Raw genomic sequence first — 19,153 nt, 5'->3', positions numbered from 1 at the left:
CCTTGCGGGGCCGTCCGCCCCGCTGGCCGAGCCGGGCCGTGGCTTCGCCACCGGTTGCCAGTTCGCCGTTCGCGGCGCGAACGCCTTCGCTAGCGCCCTCGGCCCGTCAATACATATGCTGCCCGCCGTTGATGCTCATCGTCGATCCGGTGACGAAACCCGCGTCCTCGCTGCACAGAAAGGCAACGCCGCGCGCGATCTCGTCGGCCTGGCCGAGGCGGCCGACCGGGATCTTGGCGACGATCTTTTCGAGCACCGGCGCAGGCACCGCCGCGACCATGTCGGTGTCGATATAGCCGGGCGCGATCGCGTTCACCGTCACGCCTTTCTTGGCGCCTTCCTGCGCCAGCGCCTTGGTAAAGCCGTGAATGCCCGATTTGGCGGCGGCATAGTTGACCTGACCATATTGGCCCGCCTGTCCGTTGATCGAGCCGATGTTGACGATGCGGCCCCAGCCGCGCTCGACCATGCCGCCGAAGGTCGCCTTCGCCATGTTGAAACAGCCGCCAAGATTGACGCGCATGACGTCGTCCCAATCGTCATAGCTCATGCGGGCGAGCGTGCCGTCGCGGGTGATCCCGGCGTTGTTGACGACGATGTCGATCGGGCCGACATCGGAGGCGATCCGCGCACAACTGTCGAGACACGCCTGATGGTCGCCGACATCCCATTTCATCGCCGCGATGCCGGTGCGTTCGGTAAATTCCCGGGCTTTTTCGTCGTTGCCGGCATAGTTGGCGACGACGGTGACGCCCTGCTCCTGCAATTTCAGCGAAATGGCTTCGCCGATGCCGCGGCTGCCGCCGGTGACGATTGCTACGCGTGTCATGAATCAGGCTCTCCCACAGAGTTGGAGGACCAGAGTAGGCGGCGCTACGGGGCGCCGCAAGTTGACCGGAACGTCAATCGCAACGCTATTTCAGGGGGGTGGGCAGGGGGCTAGTTGCTGATCTGGACGACCGGCCGGTCGAGCCGTCCGGCGGCAAGATCGCTCTTGCGCATCGTCAGCACCAGATGGTCGACATCGCCGAACATCCAGCTCATCAGCCCGCTCGACGGCAGTTCGAGCATCGTCGCATCGGCGTCCGCATCATAATCATGGACATAGGCGAAGGGGACATGGCCGATCCCGGCCATCTCGCGCGCCGCCAGTTCGCGGCAATAGGGTTCGAGGAACGCGAGCGCCTCGGGCGACAGCGCGTCCGATCCGGCGGCATAGGCATGCTTCGCATGGTCGAACCAGAGGCTGTGGTAATCATGCGCCCACAGAGGCGCTTCGGGATGATGCTCGGTGAGCGGCAGGACAAGCGTCTCGATCGCCTCGGCGCCGGGGCGTCCCGCGGGATCGGGCTTGCGGTTGACCTTGGCCCAGCGGATCGTCTGCAGCGCCCCCATCACCGCCGCGGCGGCGGCCGGCGAGAAATCGTCGCGGCCGGCACTTTCGCGCACGATCGCGATGATTTCCTGCGCATTGGCCAGCGCTTCGCGGTTCATTTCGGCGGCGGCATGTGCGGCTTCGGCAAGCTCCGTCAGCGTCGCAAGCTGGTTTTCGAGCAGCGTCCGGTCGATCGATTCAGCTTCTCCGTCGACAGTCTCGGCGAGGCGCCGCTCGACATTGGCGCGCTGTACCTCGATCGGCGATGGCGCATCGCCGGGATCGCGCCAGAAGCGCGAAATCCGCATGTCGAGGATCTCGGCCATCGCGGTCATGCTCGCCCAGTCGAACGGGTGCCATGCCGGGTCGGCGATATCATAGCCGGCGCGGTAGAGGCGGTGGCCCGGCCCGTCGTCGCCGTTCTCGGCATCGCGCGGATCGGGATCGCCGGGGCGTACCGAGACCAGATCGACGGGCCATTGGGGAAAGGCGCGCCGCGTGAAGGGCATCAGGTCGCCGAAACGCAGCCCGCCGTGCGGCGCGAAGAAATTGTCGTCGTCGCCCTGCGGCCGCGGCGGGCCGACCGGATCGCCGGGCTCGGCGACATGGACGACGAGCATGTCGCCGTCGCGCGGATGGATAAAGAAGGCGAGCGCGCCGCTGCGCGGTCCGAAGCCGTCCCAAAGCTCGGCGGGCAGCGCGGTGCAATCGATCTGCGCGAGGAAATCGGCCGGCGTCTCGCGAATCTCGGGCCATGGCGTGCGTGCGTCGAGGCGGGGCGCGCCGCCGAGCCAGCTCGTCGCTCCGCCCGCATCGCGCGGCGGAATTTGCGGGACGAGGCGGATGGCAACGGCTTCGCTGCCGCGCCGGTCGACCAGATCGGCCTCATGTTCGACCTGCGCCACCATCGACGCGAGCATCGCTTCGGCCATCGCGCGCGCCTCGGGATCGGGCGGCGGCGCGCTCGGTTCGGGTTCGGGGGCAGGTTCGCTCAGCCCGGCGAGCGGCGCCTTGCCGCTGACCCGCGCGAGCCGCGATGGCGAGATTTCGACCGGTTCCTCGGCGACCGCCCGTTCCTTGCGCGATAGCGTCGGCAGCTTGAATTCGCGCGGCGCCGACGGCGACCGGGGCATTTTCGGGGCGGCCGGCACGGTCTCGCCCTGACGTTTCCGCCACACGAACCAGGCGACCAGCAGGAAGGCGAGCGTAACGCCGATCAGCTTCACTGCTGCCGATTCAAGCTGGCTCATCGATCCTACCTCCGACTGAAGCGGCTTTGCGCCGTGCCGGAGAGCTTAACGCAAGGACCTAAACAGGAAGTAAGCGTTTAAAGCCATCCGGCGAGTTCGTGCCGGACCAGCGTTTCGAGCATCGTCATGCCGGGAGCGCTGTCGTTCAGACACGGCAGATAGGCGAACTGCCGCCCGCCCGCGCCGGCAAATTGCTCCTTGCCGCGGATGGCCAGCTCCTCAAGCGTTTCGAGGCAATCGGCGGCAAAGCCCGGCGCGAAGATCGCGACGCTGGAGACTGCCGCGCCCAGCCGGGCGAGTGTCGCATCGGTTGCAGGTTCGAGCCATTTGGCGCGGCCGAAGCGCGACTGGAAGGCGACCTCGACAGGGCGCCCCAAGGCTTCGGACAGCCGCCGCGCGGTGTCGCGGCACTGGTCGTGATAGGGGTCACCGAGCGTGCGGGTGCGTTCGGGCATGCCGTGAAAGCTTGCGAGCAGCACATCGGGGGTGAAGTCGAGCGCTGCCAGCCCCGCCTCGACCGATGTTTTCAGCGCGCCGATATAGGCGTCGTCGTCCGGATAAGGGGGCAGGAAGCGAAGCGCCGGCTGCCAGCGCAGCGTCGCAAGATGTGCATTGACCGCATCGGCGACCGTCGCCGTCGTCGCGGCGCAATATTGCGGATAGAGCGGCGCGATCAGGATGCGGCGGCACCCGGCGGCAAACAGCGCGTCGATGCTGGCGCCGATGGCGGGCCGGCCGTAGCGCATCGCATGCGAGACCAGCACGGTGCCGCCCAACGCCGCTTGCAGCTTTTCGGCTTGGGCGCGGGTGATGGCGGCGAGCGGCGATCCCGCTTCGGTCCATACCTGCGCATAAGCCTCGGCCGACTTGCGCGGCCGGGTGGTCAGGATCGCGCCGCGCAGGATCGGCTGCCACAGGATTTGCGGGATTTCGACGACGCGGCGGTCGGACAGGAATTGGGCAAGATAGCGGCGCACCGACGCTGCGTCGGGCGCGTCGGGGGTGCCGAGGTTGACCAGCAGCACCCCGATCCTGTCGCCGGCACTCATAATGGATGCGCCGAGAGGGGCAGGCGGCGGATACGGCGTCCGGTCGCCGCGAACAGCGCGTTGGCGATCGCGGGGGCGACCACCGGTACGCCGATCTCGCCGAGCCCGCCCGGATCGCGGTCGCTGTCGACGAACTCGATCAATATCTGCGGCGTTTGCGACAGTCGCGGCAGGCCGAGCTGGCCGAACTTGCGCGCGGTCGCGATGCCGCCTTCATAGTCGGTCGTCGCCCCGACCGCGGCGGCGAGGCCGAAGATCAGCCCGCCCTCGACCTGCTGGCGCGCGATCGCCGGATTGACGAGGCGTCCCGCATCGACGACTGCGACGAGCTGTTCGACCTGCAGGCCCTTGTCGCTTTGCCGCGCGGTCGCCATCAGCGCGATGTGACTGCCGCGCATGCTGTGACAGGCGAGACCTTGCGCGGTTCCCGACAGGCCGCCCTCCCAGCCGCCGAGGCTCGTTGCGGTGAGCAGACAGCGCGCGAGCAACGGCGCATCGCCGAGCATCGCGATCCGGTACGACAGTGCGTCGGTCCCGGCGCGCGCCGCCATCTCGTCGACGAAGGATTCGGTGAAGAAGGCGGTGTAGCTGTCGGCGTTGCCGCGCCAGCGCGCGGTCGGCAGCCCGATATCGGCGGGGCAATGATCGACCGCGACATGCGGGATCGCATAGCCGTTCGCGGCGCCTTCGACGGCTGCGGCGTCGGCTTTGCCCGCTGAAGCGCGCTGCGCGACGTCGGGCGGGCTATTGTCGAACAGCCGGTCGCGGACTTCGTGGTTGGTGGACGGCACCGCGATGCGCGTGACGAGCGCGTCGATCCCGCCGGCGGCGTTCAGCGTCGCGGTCAGCTTCGCGCGCGCCGGCGCGCGCGGCGGCACGCGCATGATCTCCTCGGCGCGCGACCAGGCGAGCTGGACGGGGCGCTTGATCTGCAAGGCGATGATCGCCGCCTGCACCGCGACATTATGGTCGAGACAGGCGTCGAACGAACCCCCGGCCATCATCGGGAACAGCGTGACGGCCGCAGGCGCCAGTCCGGTCGCGCGCGCAATCGCATCGCGGCACTGCGCGGGCGCCTGCGTCGCGACCCAGACGCGCAGCTTCGCGCCGTCGGGGGCGGCGGTCGCGGTGCGCGTTTCGATCGGGACGTGGAGCGCCGGAGCGACGGCATATTCGGCCGCGACCTTGGTGCGCCCCGCCATCGCCTCGCCAACGTCGCCTTCGCTCCTGATCCGGAAGGCATCCGCCTTGAACGCGCTTTTCAGCGCCTTGTCGATCCGGTCGCTCGAAACCGGCGTGCCGTCGGTCTCGAAAACCGGGGCGAAGCGGTCGAGCGCGCGGTTTGCAGCCCACCAGTTGCGCGCCACGGTGGCGAGCCAGCGCTCATGCTCGACGATATGGAGCAGGCCGGGCGATTTCATCCCGGCTTTGCGGTCGATGCCCTTCAGCCGCGTCGCGCCGACCGGGCCTTGGCGGATCGCGGCAAACACCATGTCGGGCAGCCGGATGTCGCCGGCATAGTTCGCCGATCCGTCAACCTTCGCCGGCAGGTCGAGCCGCGTCAGTTCCTTGCCGTATAGCGGATCGGCGCTCGACGCGCGATAGACGGGCTCGGCGGGCGGTTCGAGCAATGCGGCCGCTGCCGCGACTTCGGCGAAGCGCAGCTTTTTGGCGCCCAATATGACGAACCCGTCCTGCGTGTCGCACGCTTCCCAGTCGGCGTCCCAGCGCCGCGCCGCCGCCATCATCAGCAGGGCGCGCGCCTGCGCCGCCGCGTCGCGGCACGGCGCCTCGAACATCCGCACCGAAGAGCTGTTCGCGGTAAGCATCACGGCGTGGCGCACCGCCCATTCGCGGCGCACCCAGCCGCGCACATCGTGGACGAAATCGGGGACACCGCTGCGCGGGGTGAAGACGGCGCTATCCTCGTCGACGAGCAGCGTGTTGGTATAGAGCGGGCTGATCGGCGCGGTTTCGACCGCGATCGTGCGCCAGTCGGCGCCGAGTTCGTCGGCCATGATCTGCGGCAGCAGGGTGGTGACGCCCTGTCCCATCTCGCACTGCGGGACGATGGCGCTGATATGGCCGTCGTCGCCGATCTTCAGAAAGGCGTTGAAGACATGCTCGTCGGGCGCAGCAGTCAGATTGGAGCTATAGTCGCGCGGCCACAGGCTCCACGCGATCGCGAGGCCCCCTGCCGCGGTCGCCCCGACGAGCAGCGAACGGCGGCTGACATGCGGCAGGCGCCTTTTGTCTTTCCCCACAGTGTCGCGAATGCCCGCCATCCCCGCCGCTGATAGTCGGCGCGAGTCGGCGACGCAAAGGCTTTCGGACGAGCGGGAGCCCGGCGCTATTTCTTCGTCAGCGCGAAATCGACCTGCACCGATACCTGCGATTCGCTGACGCCGGGGTTGAAGGGCGGCGCGGCGGCGACAGCCTGCGGCGCGACGCGGTTGGCGGCGTCCATCTCATAATAGGGCATCGGCGGCGGCGCGCCGCCGCCGTCGCGGATCGCAAGGACGCGGTCGATCTTGAGCCCCGCCGCGCCTGCATAGGCATCGGCGCGCGCCCGCGCGGCACGGTAAGCGGCGGCATAGGCCGACTTGGTCGCGGCCTCCTGATCGGAAACGCGCAGCGACGGACCCGACAGGACGTTGGCGCCGGCGCGGGTCGTTGCCGCCACCGCTTCGCCCGCCTTGTCGACGGCGCGCATCCGCACGTCGACCTGATTCACCGCTTCATATTTGCCCTTGTTGGCGCCCCAGTCGATCCGGTTGACCGTCAACTGGCGCGTCTGGAGGTCCTTTTCGGCAACGCCGAAGGCTTTGAGCGCCTCGGTCACCTTGGCCATGGTTTCGTTATTGCGCCGCGTTGCCTCTTCGGAGGCGGCGGCGATCGTGCTCACCCCGGCGGTGAAGCGCGCCTCGTCGGGGCGTGTCTCTGACCGGCCGGTCGCCGACACCGACAGCAGGGTTTCGTCGTGCTCGACCCCGCGCGGGTCGGGCGCCTTGTCGCCGCAGGCGGCGAGCGCGAGCAGAAGGATCAGCATTAGGGGCTGGGTGCGCATGAATTTTCTCCCGTTCGATGCCGGGCTAGCGCATGACGGGCGGAAGGGTTCCCCCTACCAGCCCCAGGGTGCGGGCGGCGGCGCTACCGGGCTGGCATAATCGAACGCGACGCGAAAATGCCTTCCTTCGCGGTTCAGCCCATAGGTAAAGCGCGCAGCGGTCGTTTCGACCGACCAGATGTTGGTGTTCGAAACGCTGCGGCCGGTCGCCGTGAACATCGCGATCGATTCGGCATCGACGGGGAAGGTCTGGCGCGTCGCCGTCCCGCCATCGGCGGTGTCGCCGCCATAGAGGGTGACGGTATCGGGCTTGCCATCGGCATGGCGATGGTCGTGCTTGAGGCGGAGGCCGTTGGCCGTGCGGCTGATGATCCACGTCCGCGAGCGGTCCCAGCCGCCGTCGGGACCGAGGCCGTCGATGTGGAAGGGGATTTCGATGCGGTCGGGCGTGCAATGGCGGATATGCATCACCATCGCCTTGCCGCGCATGTCGGCGTCGGCGTCCTGATCGCTCGCGAGCTTGCCGGCATAGGCCTTGCCGCAGCGCGCGGCGAGAGCCTCGAAGAAAGCGTCCTGCGGGTTCGCGCGCGTCGCCGCGGTCGCGCATCCGGCAAGCGTGGTGGCGATGAGCAGCGGCAGAAGCGCCTTCACCTGAGCAGGCCGAGGCGCGGGATTTCGACCTTGGGGCAACGGTCCATGACCACGACCAGCCCCGCCGCTTCGGCGCGCGCGGCGGCGGCTTCGTCGATCACCCCCATCTGCATCCACACCGCCTTCGCGCCATGGACGATCGCTTCGTCGACCGCGGCGCCGGCCTCGGCGCTGTTGCGGAAAATGTCGACGAGATGCGCGGGCGGCTCGACATCGGCGAGCGTCGCGACGACGGGAGCGTCATGGATCGTCTTGCCGGCGTGGCCGGGGTTGACGGCGATCACGTCATGGCCCTGCCGGACGAGGAAGGCGAGGACTTCGTTCGAGGCGCGGGCGGGGTTGGGCGAGGCGCCGACGACGGCGATGCGGCGCGGCTGGCCCAACAGCTCGCGAATCTCATTTTCGTCGTTGATCACCATCATCGCCCCTTTCTTGTCGCCAGCCATGCGGCGACCTTCGCCGCTATCGCGTGGAACGGCTCGCCCGCCGGATCGGTTCCGGCGGCCGGCGGCACGCCGCCGTCGCTGGCGAGGCGGATGCCCATCGACAGCGGCACGCGGCCGAGGAAGTCGAGCCCCATCGTCTGCGCCGCCGCCTCGGCACCGCCGCAACCGAACGGGTCGCTGACCTCGCCGCAATGCGGACAAGCATAGCCCGCCATATTCTCGACAAGGCCGATGATCGGCACCTCGGCTTGTTCGAACAGGCTGATCGCGCGCGTCGCGTCCATCAGCGCGAGGTCCTGCGGCGTCGACACGATCACCGCGCCGGCGGGCTTGTGGCGCTGGATCATTGTCAGCTGGACGTCGCCGGTGCCGGGCGGCAGGTCGACGACGAGCGTGTCGATATCGCCCCAGCTCGCATCGACGAGCTGTTCGAGCGCCTTGCCCGCCATCGGGCCGCGCCACGCAATCGCCTGTCCGGGCGCCGCGATCTGGCCGGTCGATAGCATCGGTACGCCATAAGCGTTGGGGACGGGGGCGAGCTTCGACCCGCGCGCCTCGGGCTTGACGCCCTCGCTGTCCATCAGGCGAGGCTGGGAAGGCCCGTAGATGTCGGCATCGACCAGCCCGACCTTCACCCCCTGCCGGCGCAGCGCGACCGCGAGATTTGCGGCGAGCGTCGACTTGCCGACGCCGCCCTTGCCGCTGCCGACCGCGATGATGGTCAGTGCCTTTTTCTCGGCGGTCATCGCGACGCGCACCTCGGTAACGCCGGGCCGGGCGAGCAGTCCCGCGCGCAGTCTGTCCTCAAGCGGCTTGCGCTCGGCTTCCGCCAGCCCGGTGACGTCGAGAACGATCGCGAGCGTGCCTTGCTCGTCGAGGAAACGGAGGCCGGAGGTGCGGCCGCCGCTGAGGTCGGTGGCGATGCTGGCGAGGGGAGCGATATCGGTCATGCGAGCGGGAAATAGGGATGGCAGGGGGGATTGCCAGCCATTTTCGCGCGCACCCCCTGTTAATCGCGCCCGTCGCCCCTATAAAAGCAATATGAACGACAAGATTGACGGCAGCATGGGACGCCGCACTCCCCGGGGATTGCGGCAATTTTTCGATTCGATCAGCCTGATGGCGAACAGCCCGTGGGGCAGCGGCCCCAAGGGCGGCGGCGATGGCGGACCCGACGATGGCAAGAAACCCGGCCCGCGCAATCCCTGGGTCACCCCCGATCCCGCCGACCAGCAGCGCCCGCGCAAACCGCGCGGTCCCTCGGCGCTCGACGAATTGCTGCGGAAGGGGCGCGGCGGCTTCGGCAGCGGCGGCTCGGGCGGCGGTGGTGGCGGGGGGCTGAACCTCCCCGAATCAGCGCGGCTCTGGAAATGGGGCGTCCTCGCGGTCGCCGTGCTGTGGGTGCTGTTTTCCTCCTTCCACATCGTCCCGCCCGAAAAGGAAGGCGTCGTCACGCGGCTCGGCAGCTATTCGCGCACCGTCGGACCAGGCGTCAAATTCACCTGGCCGGCGCCGATCGAACGCATCCGGCTCGAGGACGTGCGCGCCATCCGGACGATGGCGGTCGGCTCGCCCAACGCGACCGACGAGAATTTCGTCCTGACGCGCGACCAGAGCATCGTCGACCTCGCCTATGAGGTCCGCTGGTCGGTGCGCGATCCCGAACTCTTCTTCTTCCAGCTTGCCGACCCCGAAGGCACGATCCGTGAGGTCGCCGAAAGCGCGATGCGCGCGACCGTCGCCAATTTCGACCTTGTGCAGGCGATCGGTCCCGGCCGCGTCGAGATCGAAACGCAGGTTCAGGCGCGCATGCAGGAATTGCTTAACCAGTATCGCGCCGGCGTGACGATCCAGGGCATCGCGATCCGTCAGGCCGACCCGCCGAGCCAGGTCGACGAGGCGTTCAAGGAAGTCACGGCGGCGCGGCAGGAACGCGAATCGGCGATCAACCTTGCCCGCGCCTATCAGCAGCAGGTGCTCGAACGCGCGCGCGGCGATACCGCGGCGTTCGACAAGATCTATGAACAGTACAAGCTTGCGCCCGCGGTGACGCGCCAGCGGCTTTATTATGAAACGATGGAGAATGTGTTGTCGAACGTCGACAAGACGATCGTCGAACCCCGCGGGGTGACGCCTTATCTGCCGCTCAATCAGGTCCAGCGCCGCGTGGCGGCTGAGCCCGAAGCGGCGACGAAGGGAGGCCAGTGATGTTCGAGGCCCTCTTCCGCAACCCGATGCGCTTGCTCGTCGGCCTTGTCGTCCTGCTCGTCATCATGTCGCAGTCGCTGGCGATCGTGCCCGAGGACAAGCAGGCGCTGATCCTGCGCTTTGGCGAGATCGAGCGGACGGTGAACCGCTACAAGCCGAACGAGGATTTCGGCCGCTCGGGTGCCGGCCTTGTCCTGCGCGTGCCGTTCACCGACGGCATCCAGTATATCGACAAGCGCATTCTCGGCGTGAACATGGAACGCCAGCAGGTGCTGTCGACCGACCAGCAGCGGCTGCAGGTCGACGCTTTTGCGCGTTTCCGCATCACCAATCCGGTGCGCATGTACACCGCGATCCGCACCGAGGATAAATTGCAGGCGCAGCTTGCGACCATCCTCGGATCGTCGCTGCGCAACGAACTCGGCAAGCGCACCTTTGCGACCCTGCTGTCGGCCGAACGCGGCGCGGTGATGGACAATATCCAGGTCGCGCTCAATCGCGAGGCAAACAAATATGGCGCCGAGATCATCGACGTCCGGATCAAGCGCGCCGACCTTCCCGAAGGCGCGACGCTCGAGGCGGCGTACAACCGCATGCGCACCGCGCGTCAGCAGGAAGCGATCTCGATCCGCGCCGAAGGGCAGAAGGAAGCGCAGATCATTCGCGGCGGCGCCGATGGCGAAGCGGCGCGCATCTATGCCGAAAGCTTCGGCAAGGACCCCGAATTCTATGATTTCTATCGCGCGATGCAGAGCTATCGGCAGACCTTCCTCGGTGAGAACAACCAGGGCGGGACGTCGATCATCCTGTCGCCCGACAATGAATATCTGAAGCGCTTTCAGGGAGGTTGACCGCGGCAAGACGCCCGATGAACGGATGATGCAAGGATCGTTCATGTTCAAATAGCGTTCAGCCAACGGCGAGCAGATACCGCAGCGCCGGGATTCAGGACCTTCAACGGTTTTCGTAAGAGAAAAGGATTTGCGATCGTGCGTTATGTTTATGGCATCACTTCGGCCTTGCTGGTGGGTGGCACGGCGCTGGCGCTGGTAACCCAATCCCCCGTCGGCGCGCAGGTCGCGCAGAACGAAAAGAGCGAGATCGCCAAGGTCGTTCCGCGTTCGGGCGCGCCCGAAAGCTTCGCCGACCTCGTCGAGCAGCTCCAGCCCGCGGTCGTCAACATCTCGACCAAGCAGGAGGTCACGCTCGGCGTCCGGCTCAATCCCTTTGCCGGGACGCGCGAACCGATCACGCAGGAGCAGCAGGGCGGCGGCTCGGGCTTCCTGATCTCGGCCGACGGCTATATCGTCACCAACAACCACGTCATCTCGGGCGGCCCGCGCGGCGAGGCGGTCAATCAGGTGACGGTGACGCTGACCAACCAGAAGGAATATAAGGCGACGATCGTCGGCCGCGACGTCGCGTCCGACCTTGCGCTGCTCAAGATCGATGCGACGGGGCTGCCCTTCGTCAAATTCGCCGACAGCAGCACGGCGCGCGTCGGCGACTGGGTGGTCGCGATCGGCAACCCGCTCGGCCTCGGTTCGACGGTGACCGCGGGGATCATCTCGGCGGTGCAGCGCAACCTCGGGCAGGGCGGCGCCTATGACCGCTACATCCAGACCGACACGGCGATCAACCGCGGCAACTCGGGCGGTCCGCTGTTCGACCTGCAGGGTAATGTCGTCGGCATCAACAACATGCTGATTTCGCCTGTCGGCGCCAACATCGGCGTCAACTTCGCGATCCCCGCCGATGCGGCGATCCCGGTGATCAATGCGCTGCGCGCCGGCGAGAAGGTCGAGCGCGGTTACCTCGGCATCGGCATCGCGCCGGTCGACGAGGATCTGGCGGCTGCCCTCGGCTTGCCGAAGGACCGCGGCGAGTTTGTCCAGCGCGTCGAGGATGGCGGCGCTGCCGCCAAGGCCGGCCTGAAGCGCGGCGACGTCGTGACCAAGGTCAACGGCAAGGATGTGACGCCGCAACAGACGCTGTCGTACATCGTTGCCAATACCAAGCCGGGGACGCGCATCCCGCTCGAAATCGTCCGCGATGGCAAGCCGATGACGCTCAACGCCGTCGTTGGCACGCGGCCGCCCGAGGAACAACTCGCGGGGACGAACTTCGACCCCGAGGAAGAACAGACGTTGCCCGACGATCCGTCGGGCGCCGCCGATACGACGATCCAGGAAACGCTCGGCCTCGCGGTGCAGCCGCTGACCAGCGACATCGCACGCTCGATCGGCGTCGATGCGACGACCAAGGGTCTCGTGATCGGCGCGGCGTCGGCGAACAGCGACGCGGGCCGCAAGGGCCTGCGCCGCGGCGACGTCATCCTCAGCGCCAATCGCACGCCGGTGACGACGAGCGACGCGCTGGCGAAGATCGTCGGCGATGCGAAGAAGGCGGGCCGCGACGCGGTGCTGCTCGAAATCCTCCGCCGCGGCGGCCCCTCGGCCTTTATCGCGGTGCGGGTGAAGCCGTAACGGGCTGCTTTGCCCGCTGGCGAGGCGGGTGACGAAACAGGGCGCCGCGACCTTCGGGTCCGGCGCCCTTTTGTTTGCGCCTGCGGCATTTGTTCCTAATATGTTCCATCGGTTGAGTCGGGAGAAGAATGATGATCGGTTATGTGACCTTGGGAACGCGCGATCTGGCGAAAGCGGCGGTCTTTTACGACGCCATCGCCGCCGAACTGGATACGCCGCGAATGATGGAATTCGACGGCTTCATTGCCTGGGGCAAGGATGGCGGCGGCGCGGGCATCGGCCTGACGCGGCCGTTCGACGGCAATCCGGCGAGTGTCGGCAATGGCGTGATGGTCGCGCTGCAAGCGCGCGACAAGGAACAGGTGCATCGGCTCTACGACATCGCACTCGCCAACGGGGGGACCTGCGAAGGCCCGCCGGGACCGCGTGGCGAAGGCTTTTACGCCGGCTATTTCCGCGACCCCGACGGCAACAAGCTCAACGCCTTCATCATGGGGTGAGGGGTCTGGGTCAGCGGTTTTGGGGTGGAGAGGGGAATCACAGCCGCACGTGCATTGTCGCCGGAGATGGCTAGTACAGCTTCAACTCCAGGCAGAATTGCAGCAGATTGTGATCGATGCCTTCCAAATTTAGAACTTTGGACAGACCATCCACATCCTGCTCGTGGTGCCATTGCGTAAACGTGCCGTCGGCGGACCAAGGCTCCTCAAGAAAGGTGCGGGGAATAATGATATGGGCAATTTCTCGGTAGCTGAATGGCTGGCCCCAAGAACCTCCGTCAGCAACCGATGTTTCATATAGCTCCGTCTCGAGGGGAAGCTCGGCGGACCAATATACCGTGTCACATTCAAGCCGGCCGAAAGTTGTCCAGCAACACCATGAGCGCCTTTTGCGCGGCGCATTTCCATCGCAGTATTCGGACAGGGAAGACACCGCTGGTCGGCTCAGATGACGTGTCGCTGTCAGCAAAAAATTTCGTACATCAATCATTACCGCCTCCATCGCGCCAATGGAATGATGCCCTCTTAACGGGATGTTCGCCATCGGTCGTATGCTGACAGGGCCTGCTCCGACCTCTCAAGTGTATTTGGCGTAATAATGGTGCCAGAGTGCAACGCCAGGAAGCACGGCGGCAACCGTCGCAACGACGGCGACGTAATCTTTTTGAGTGCTCTCCAGATAATTATACAGCACGAAGGCAGCGAACAGCATCGCATACCCAATGATGTCTACGATCCATCGGCTCAGCTTCACGATGCAAGTCCTTGCTGTTCGAGCCATGACTGACACGTTGCGAGTTAAAATTCATAGAATATATGCGGCGAGCGAATGTCCACAGTCGGCCGTTGGCCGTCAGCGTGCCTGCATCTACAACCAGCCGCGGCGCTAAAATCCTTCTTCCCCAAAAGGGGGGAAGCCACCCGGAGCGGCGGACCGTCCCGGATGGCTTCAGTGCTCGCCAATGGCCTTAGAGGGTTGGGGGGTAAGGCTCAGTTGGCGAGCGAGGCGACGACCATTGCGAGGCCGTTGCCGGGTTTCCAGTCGTTCTTCGTCCAGACGGGCTCCTGATCGACGACATTGCGGTCGGGGGCGCTGGCGCCGCCCGCGTAGATAAAGCCCTGCACGGGGTTGGCGCGGAGGCCAAGGTCGCCGATCGGCGCATACCAGACGCGGACCATGCTCCAGTCGCCGCGGTCGCTGACATCGATCACGCGGACGTTGCGTTCGATCTGGCCGCGGCGGCCGTTGATCGGCGACCAGTTGGCATGGTCGATCAGGATTTCGCGGTCGCTGACGATCTTCTTGACCACCGCGACATGGCCGAGCGGCATGCCGCGAGTGCCGGCAAACGCCATCACCGCGCCCTTGCGGGGCTCTTCGCCGCGCTCATAGGTGCCGGCGGCCTGCGACCACCAGGTCTTGGCATTGCCGCGGATTTCGACGCCCGATTCGGCGCGGGCGAAGGGGACGCACTGCAGATAACCGCGCGCCGCCGCAGGGGTGGCGGCAAGGATACCGGTCAGCATCATCAAGGACGCGGCGACGGCACCCAGAAAGCGGCTGTAAAGCATGGATTGCGACCCCCATTTGGCTTGTCTTCAAGCGTTGGAGGCTGTTTGCCACGTTTGACGAACGCGACCACAATCTAGCGGTGAGTTGCGCCCGAAGTGCGATGGGTGGCGGAACCTTTTGGTAACGCTTTCAACTCGTCGCGGCAGGGCTTCGGCCCGTCGCCGGAACGGGATTTCATGCCGCTTCGGTATCGAGCGAATCCGGGCGGCGGAAAAGCGTCAGCACGTCGCTCGCCGGCATCGGCCGGCCATAATAATAGCCCTGGATGTTGCTGCAGCCGAGCGCGCGCAGCGTGTCGACCTCGACTTCGGTCTCGGCGCCCTCGGCGGTCGTCGACATGCCGAGGCTGTCGGCGAGCGCGACGACGGCGCGGATGATCGCGATCGATTCGATGCTGCCCTTGGCGGCGCCGACGACAAAGCTGCGGTCGACCTTGATCGTCGAAAATTGCGTCTTGCGCAGATAGCCGAGCGACGAATAGCCGGTCCCGAAGTCGTCGAGCGACAGGCGGATGCCGAGGCTGATGAGCTGGTCGAGCAATTGCGCCGCGCCGCCGCCGTCGCGCAGGAAGACGCTTTCGGTGACTTCGATTTCGAGCCGTTCGGGCGGCAGCCCGCTCTGCGCGAGCGCCGAGACGACGACCGACGCGAAGGCGGGGTCGGTCAGCTGTTCGGCCGATACGTTGACTGCGACCTTGAGGTTCGACGGCCAGCGCATCGCTTCGTGGCAGGCGGTGCGCAGCACCCATTCGCCGATCGGCGAGATGAGGCGGCTGTCCTCGGCCAGCGGGATAAAGCGGCCGGGCGCCACATTGCCGAGCTTCTGGTTGTTCCAGCGGATCAGGCCTTCGAACCCGTTGAGCGTGCCGTCGGCGGCGGTGACCACCGGCTGGTAATACATCTCGAACTCGCCGCGATCGAGCGCGCCGCGCAGCTCCTGTTCCATGACGCGCCGTTCCTCGGCCTGCGCATGGAGCGAGGCAACATAGGCCGCGACGAGATTGCCGCCCTTGTCCTTTGACTTGTATAGCGCAAGGTCGGCGTTGCGGGTCAGCGTTTCGACCGTCGCGCCGTCCTGCGGCCCGATCGCGAAGCCGATGCTGGCGCCGACGAACAATTGATGATTGTCGACCACATAAGGCCGGCTGACCGCAGCGATGATCCGCTGCGCCAGATCCTCGGCATCGAGCGCCGAGGGCACATCCTGCAGCACCACCGCAAATTCGTCGCCGCCGAGCCGGCCGCAGGTCATGCCGCGATCCATCATGCTCTTCAGCCGCGCGGCGACCTGCGCGAGCAGCTTGTCGCCGACGGGGTGGCCCAAGGTGTCGTTCACCGCCTTGAACCGGTCGAGGTCGATCATCAGCAGCGCGCAGCGCGATTTCGCATCATTCGCATGCTTCAGTGCCCGCGCGAGTTCCTCGTTGAGGTGCAGGCGGTTGGGCAGGCCGGTCAGATTGTCGAAGCGCGCCATCTTGGCGATCTGTTCGGCCGACGCGCGCTGTTCGGTGACGTCGGATCCGACGCCGCGGAAGCCCAGGAACTTGCCCGTTTCGTCGAGGCGCGGCGATGCCGACAATTCCCACCAGCGCGGCTTGCCGCCGATGGTCACGGGCACGATCAGGTTCGAAAAGCTTTCGCGCCGCTTCATCCGCTCGGCGATGTCGTGCAGGCTGCGCGGAAACTGTCCCGTCTCCCACGCGTCGCCCGAGAGTGCCTGGAGCAGCGGCACACCCTCCAGCCCTTCGGCGGCCGCCCCGAGCGCAAAAGCGAGGCGCGGCGAGACGTGAACGAGGCGGCGGGCGTTGTCGGTCTGCCACAGCCAGTCGGCCGAGGTCTCCTCGAACTCGCGGAGAAGCAGGCTGACCGTCTCGTTCTTTTCGTGCAGCGTTTCTTCGGCGCGGCGGAAGCGGACGTGCGTCTTGGCGAAGCGGATGCACGATGTGCAGAGCAGCAGCGCGGCGACCAGCGCCACCGCCGCGAGTTGCGGCGCCCCGGCGCGGACGAGCGCCACGGCCGCCGACAGGCTGACCGGCGCGATATACAGGATGCAGATCATCGGCATGCTGTGCGCGATCATCGCCAGCGTCAGCATCATCAGCAGCGCGATCGTCCAGATCGACAGCACATGGTCGAGCGTCGGTACCCCCTGCAGCCAGAAGGTCGAGGACCAGAGCATCGCCGAATAAAAGGCGTGGCGATGGCAAAGCCGGTATTCGGGCAGGCCCGACAGTTTGAGTTCGCCGATGGCAAGGCTGGCGAACGCCCGATAGGACCAGAGGCTGAACAGCAGCGCCACGGCGAACCACGCGCCGGCGATCGCGACGGGGACGCGCAGGACCATGGTCAGCGCGGCGACGAGCGCCATCCCGAGCCCCATCCACAGGCGCAGGCTGCCCTTGCCGCGCAGCGGGGCGAGCTGGAGCTGGCGGAGGTCGCCGACATCCTCGTCGCGCGGACCCAGCCCCAACAGGGTGCGCGCGGGAATGTCGTCGGCAAAGATCTGGTCGGTCAACAGGCTTTTCACGAACGCCTGTTTAATGCGGTGGGGTTACCCGAAGGTAACCGTACCGGCCTGCGCGTCGACCATTTTTGTCCTGCTGCGGGACAAATTTCCGATATCGTCAGGCAGCGATCGCGAACGGCTGGATTTCGCCCGCGAGATATTGGGCGCGCGCCTTCGACCGGCTCAATTTGCCCGAGCTCGTCCGCGGCAGGGTGCGCGGCGGGATCAGCTCGATAACGCAGTTCATGCCGGTGATCGCGCGGACGCGTTCGCGGATCGTTTCGCGCAGGACCGCGCGTTCGCCATCGTCGCTGGTGCGGCACTGGACCAGCACCGCCGGCGTTTCCTCACCGCCCGGCGCGGTGATCGCGAAGGCCGCGATATCGCCCGACTTGAAGCCCGGCAATTGTTCGACCGCCCACTCGATATCCTGCGGCCAGTGATTCTTGCCGTTGATGATGATCATGTCCTTGGCACGGCCGACGATATAGATGTAACCATCTGACAAATAGCCCATATCCCCGGTATCGAGCCAGCCGTCGACCAGACAGGCGGCGGTCGATTCGGGGTCGCGGTAATAGCCGGTCATCAGCGATGGGCCGCTGCACCAGACCTTGCCCACCGTCTGGTCGGGCAGGATGTTGCCGGCCTCGTCGCGGACCTCGATCGTCATATCCTTGACTGCGCGGCCGCAGTTGACGATCGCGCGATAACGCGTCGGCCGGCCGGCGTCGTTCGCGGCGCCCGACAATTCGGTTTCCTCGACCAGTTCGACGACGATGCCCTGACCCGGCGGCATGATGCTGACCGCGAGTGTCGCCTCGGCAAGGCCGTAGCTCGGCAGGAAGGCGGTTGCCTTGAAACCCGCATCGGCAAAGGCGTCGACGAAGCTTTGCATGACGTCGGGGCGGATCATGTCGGCGCCATTGCCCGCGACGCGCCAGCGCGACAGGTCGAAGCGGTCGGCGACGTGGGTCTGGCTCGAGATGCGGCGCGCGCAGATGTCGTAACCGAAGGTCGGCGAATAGCTGAGCGTCGTGCCCTCGTTGCGGCTGATCAGGTCGAGCCACGCGAGCGGGCGGCGGGCGAAATCCTCGGTCTTCAGATAATCGACCGACACCTGGTTGGCGACGGGCGACAGCAGGCAGCCGACCAGACCCATGTCGTGATACCAGGGCAGCCACGAGATGCAGCGGTCGCTGTCCTGGAGCTGCATCCCATGCGAATGCGCCGACAGATTGTTGAGCAACGCGCCGTGGGTGACCGCGACGCCGTGCGGGAAGCGGGTCGAGCCGCTGCTATACTGGAGGTAGCAGGTCGCATCGCTCTGCTGCACCGGCAGGTCGGTTACGGGCGCCGGGCGCTGTTCGAACGCGCTCCAGTCGACCGGGGTCAGACCCTTCGCTTCGGCGGCCTCGATCGCCATCGCCGCGATTTCGGGCGGGAAAAAGAGCATCGTGGGATCGCAGCTCGTCAGTTGGACGGTAAGCTGGCCGACATAGGAATCGCGGCCGCCGAAGCTGGTCGGCAGCGGCAGCGGTACCGGCCAGGCGCCGGCATAGATGGTGCCGAAGAACAGCGCCGCAAATTCGGGGCCGGTTTCGGCGATCAGCGCGATGCGGTCTTCGGGCTTCACCCCCGCCGCGATCAGGCGATAGGCGGTGGCGATGGCGTCGGCCTGCAACTCGCGGTACGGATAGGGCCGCGTCAGCTTACCGCGCGGATCGTGGAAATTGAGCCCGCGCGAGCCGCTGGCGGCATAATCGAGCGCTTCGCCGACGGTGGCGAAATCCGAAAAGCGGCGCGGCTGGGCGCAATGGGTCGGCGTCGGCGCGAGGCCGTCCGCAGCATCTGCGGTGAGGGCAGGATTTTCGGTCATAATGGGTGCTGAGTCCCGTGAACCGGGTCGCGCGGCAACAAGCATGTCATCTTTCTGAGCCATGTTATGGTGCGCGAACCCTATATTGTTGGAACAAAATGGCCCGTTTCCGGGCTTTGTTGCCCGATATGGCGGTGCTGATCGTTCTCAATCGGGCCCGACTG

The 19,153-nt window shown here is 66.4% G+C and carries 17 protein-coding genes; 4 read left to right on the top strand and 13 right to left on the bottom strand.

Annotated features, from left to right (window positions below):
* Nucleotides 1-106: 106 nt before the first annotated feature.
* From phbB to V6U71_RS18070, 8 genes are all read right to left on the bottom strand, one after another.
* The gene (gene phbB, locus V6U71_RS18105; RefSeq protein WP_411339735.1) at nt 107-829 is read right to left on the bottom strand and encodes an acetoacetyl-CoA reductase; all 723 of its coding nucleotides are present in this window, start codon (nt 827-829) and stop codon (nt 107-109) included.
* 110 nt (nt 830-939) lie between these two features.
* Nucleotides 940-2,625 (bottom strand): DUF1963 domain-containing protein, encoded by a 1,686-nt coding sequence (locus V6U71_RS18100; RefSeq protein WP_411339734.1) that lies wholly within the window; start codon nt 2,623-2,625, stop codon nt 940-942.
* Between the two features lie 77 nt (nt 2,626-2,702).
* Nucleotides 2,703-3,674 (bottom strand): ferrochelatase, encoded by a 972-nt coding sequence (gene hemH, locus V6U71_RS18095; RefSeq protein ID WP_411339733.1) that lies wholly within the window; start codon nt 3,672-3,674, stop codon nt 2,703-2,705.
* A complete protein-coding gene (locus V6U71_RS18090) occupies nt 3,671-5,959 on the bottom strand; it encodes a xanthine dehydrogenase family protein molybdopterin-binding subunit (RefSeq protein ID WP_411339732.1) in 2,289 nt (762 codons plus the stop codon). Before V6U71_RS18090 ends, hemH begins: the two co-directional genes overlap by 4 nt.
* Before the next feature lie 65 nt (nt 5,960-6,024).
* Nucleotides 6,025-6,741 (bottom strand): SIMPL domain-containing protein, encoded by a 717-nt coding sequence (locus V6U71_RS18085; RefSeq protein WP_411339731.1) that lies wholly within the window; start codon nt 6,739-6,741, stop codon nt 6,025-6,027.
* A 54-nt stretch (nt 6,742-6,795) separates the two neighbouring features.
* Nucleotides 6,796-7,392, bottom strand: a complete 597-nt coding sequence (locus V6U71_RS18080; RefSeq protein WP_411339730.1) for a hypothetical protein — start codon at nt 7,390-7,392, stop codon at nt 6,796-6,798.
* Nucleotides 7,389-7,811, bottom strand: coding sequence for a CoA-binding protein (locus tag V6U71_RS18075; protein ID WP_411342372.1), 423 nt, complete (start codon nt 7,809-7,811; stop codon nt 7,389-7,391). Before V6U71_RS18075 ends, V6U71_RS18080 begins: the two co-directional genes overlap by 4 nt.
* The gene (locus V6U71_RS18070) at nt 7,811-8,788 is read right to left on the bottom strand and encodes an Mrp/NBP35 family ATP-binding protein (protein ID WP_411339729.1); all 978 of its coding nucleotides are present in this window, start codon (nt 8,786-8,788) and stop codon (nt 7,811-7,813) included. The genes V6U71_RS18075 and V6U71_RS18070 overlap by 1 nt, the downstream gene beginning before the upstream one ends.
* A 91-nt stretch (nt 8,789-8,879) precedes the next feature.
* Between V6U71_RS18070 and hflK the strand changes: the two genes are divergently transcribed.
* The 4 genes from hflK (at nt 8,880) to V6U71_RS18050 (ending at nt 13,032) form a co-directional block, all read left to right on the top strand.
* Nucleotides 8,880-10,046 (top strand): protease modulator HflK, encoded by a 1,167-nt coding sequence (hflK, locus tag V6U71_RS18065; RefSeq protein WP_411339728.1) that lies wholly within the window; start codon nt 8,880-8,882, stop codon nt 10,044-10,046.
* A complete protein-coding gene (gene hflC, locus V6U71_RS18060) occupies nt 10,046-10,897 on the top strand; it encodes a protease modulator HflC (RefSeq protein WP_411339727.1) in 852 nt (283 codons plus the stop codon). The genes hflK and hflC overlap by 1 nt, the downstream gene beginning before the upstream one ends.
* A 138-nt stretch (nt 10,898-11,035) precedes the next feature.
* Nucleotides 11,036-12,532 carry a Do family serine endopeptidase gene (locus V6U71_RS18055; protein WP_411339726.1) on the top strand — a complete coding sequence of 499 codons (1,497 nt, stop codon included), beginning with the start codon at nt 11,036-11,038 and terminating at the stop codon, nt 12,530-12,532.
* A gap of 131 nt (nt 12,533-12,663) precedes the next feature.
* Nucleotides 12,664-13,032, top strand: coding sequence for a VOC family protein (locus V6U71_RS18050; protein ID WP_054731483.1), 369 nt, complete (start codon nt 12,664-12,666; stop codon nt 13,030-13,032).
* Nucleotides 13,033-13,102: 70 nt separating this feature from the next.
* On the opposite strand, the gene V6U71_RS18045 is transcribed toward V6U71_RS18050, so the two are convergent.
* From V6U71_RS18045 to V6U71_RS18025, 5 genes are all read right to left on the bottom strand, one after another.
* Complete coding sequence (locus V6U71_RS18045) at nt 13,103-13,576, bottom strand: hypothetical protein (protein WP_411339725.1); 474 nt, start codon at nt 13,574-13,576, stop codon at nt 13,103-13,105.
* Between the two features lie 33 nt (nt 13,577-13,609).
* The gene (locus V6U71_RS18040) at nt 13,610-13,786 is read right to left on the bottom strand and encodes a hypothetical protein (RefSeq protein ID WP_411339724.1); all 177 of its coding nucleotides are present in this window, start codon (nt 13,784-13,786) and stop codon (nt 13,610-13,612) included.
* Between the two features lie 236 nt (nt 13,787-14,022).
* On the bottom strand, nt 14,023-14,604 hold the full coding sequence (locus V6U71_RS18035) for a CHAP domain-containing protein (RefSeq protein ID WP_054589201.1): 582 nt from the start codon (nt 14,602-14,604) through the stop codon (nt 14,023-14,025).
* A gap of 175 nt (nt 14,605-14,779) precedes the next feature.
* Complete coding sequence (locus V6U71_RS18030; RefSeq protein ID WP_411339723.1) at nt 14,780-17,131, bottom strand: putative bifunctional diguanylate cyclase/phosphodiesterase; 2,352 nt, start codon at nt 17,129-17,131, stop codon at nt 14,780-14,782.
* A 97-nt stretch (nt 17,132-17,228) separates the two neighbouring features.
* Nucleotides 17,229-18,989 (bottom strand): fatty acyl-AMP ligase, encoded by a 1,761-nt coding sequence (locus tag V6U71_RS18025; RefSeq protein WP_411339722.1) that lies wholly within the window; start codon nt 18,987-18,989, stop codon nt 17,229-17,231.
* Nucleotides 18,990-19,153 lie beyond the last annotated feature (164 nt).

Origin of the sequence: Sphingopyxis sp. J-6 (genome assembly GCF_046603995.1) — a bacterium.
Taxonomy (GTDB): Bacteria; Pseudomonadota; Alphaproteobacteria; order Sphingomonadales; family Sphingomonadaceae; genus Sphingopyxis.
The sequence above is the reverse complement of the archived record's forward strand: the minus strand, read 5'-3'. Positions and strand labels throughout refer to the sequence as shown.

Coding starts and splice junctions, on each gene's coding strand:
- phbB (WP_411339735.1), bottom strand. CDS start 829: ATGACACGCGTAGCAATCGTCACCGGCGGCAGCCGCGGCATCGGCGAA.
- V6U71_RS18100 (WP_411339734.1), bottom strand. CDS start 2,625: ATGAGCCAGCTTGAATCGGCAGCAGTGAAGCTGATCGGCGTTACGCTC.
- hemH (WP_411339733.1), bottom strand. CDS start 3,674: ATGAGTGCCGGCGACAGGATCGGGGTGCTGCTGGTCAACCTCGGCACC.
- V6U71_RS18090 (WP_411339732.1), bottom strand. CDS start 5,959: ATGGCGGGCATTCGCGACACTGTGGGGAAAGACAAAAGGCGCCTGCCG.
- V6U71_RS18085 (WP_411339731.1), bottom strand. CDS start 6,741: ATGCGCACCCAGCCCCTAATGCTGATCCTTCTGCTCGCGCTCGCCGCC.
- V6U71_RS18075 (WP_411342372.1), bottom strand. CDS start 7,811: ATGGTGATCAACGACGAAAATGAGATTCGCGAGCTGTTGGGCCAGCCG.
- V6U71_RS18070 (WP_411339729.1), bottom strand. CDS start 8,788: ATGACCGATATCGCTCCCCTCGCCAGCATCGCCACCGACCTCAGCGGC.
- hflK (WP_411339728.1), top strand. CDS start 8,880: ATGAACGACAAGATTGACGGCAGCATGGGACGCCGCACTCCCCGGGGA.
- hflC (WP_411339727.1), top strand. CDS start 10,046: ATGTTCGAGGCCCTCTTCCGCAACCCGATGCGCTTGCTCGTCGGCCTT.
- V6U71_RS18050 (WP_054731483.1), top strand. CDS start 12,664: ATGATCGGTTATGTGACCTTGGGAACGCGCGATCTGGCGAAAGCGGCG.
- V6U71_RS18045 (WP_411339725.1), bottom strand. CDS start 13,576: ATGGCGAACATCCCGTTAAGAGGGCATCATTCCATTGGCGCGATGGAG.
- V6U71_RS18035 (WP_054589201.1), bottom strand. CDS start 14,604: ATGCTTTACAGCCGCTTTCTGGGTGCCGTCGCCGCGTCCTTGATGATG.
- V6U71_RS18025 (WP_411339722.1), bottom strand. CDS start 18,989: ATGACCGAAAATCCTGCCCTCACCGCAGATGCTGCGGACGGCCTCGCG.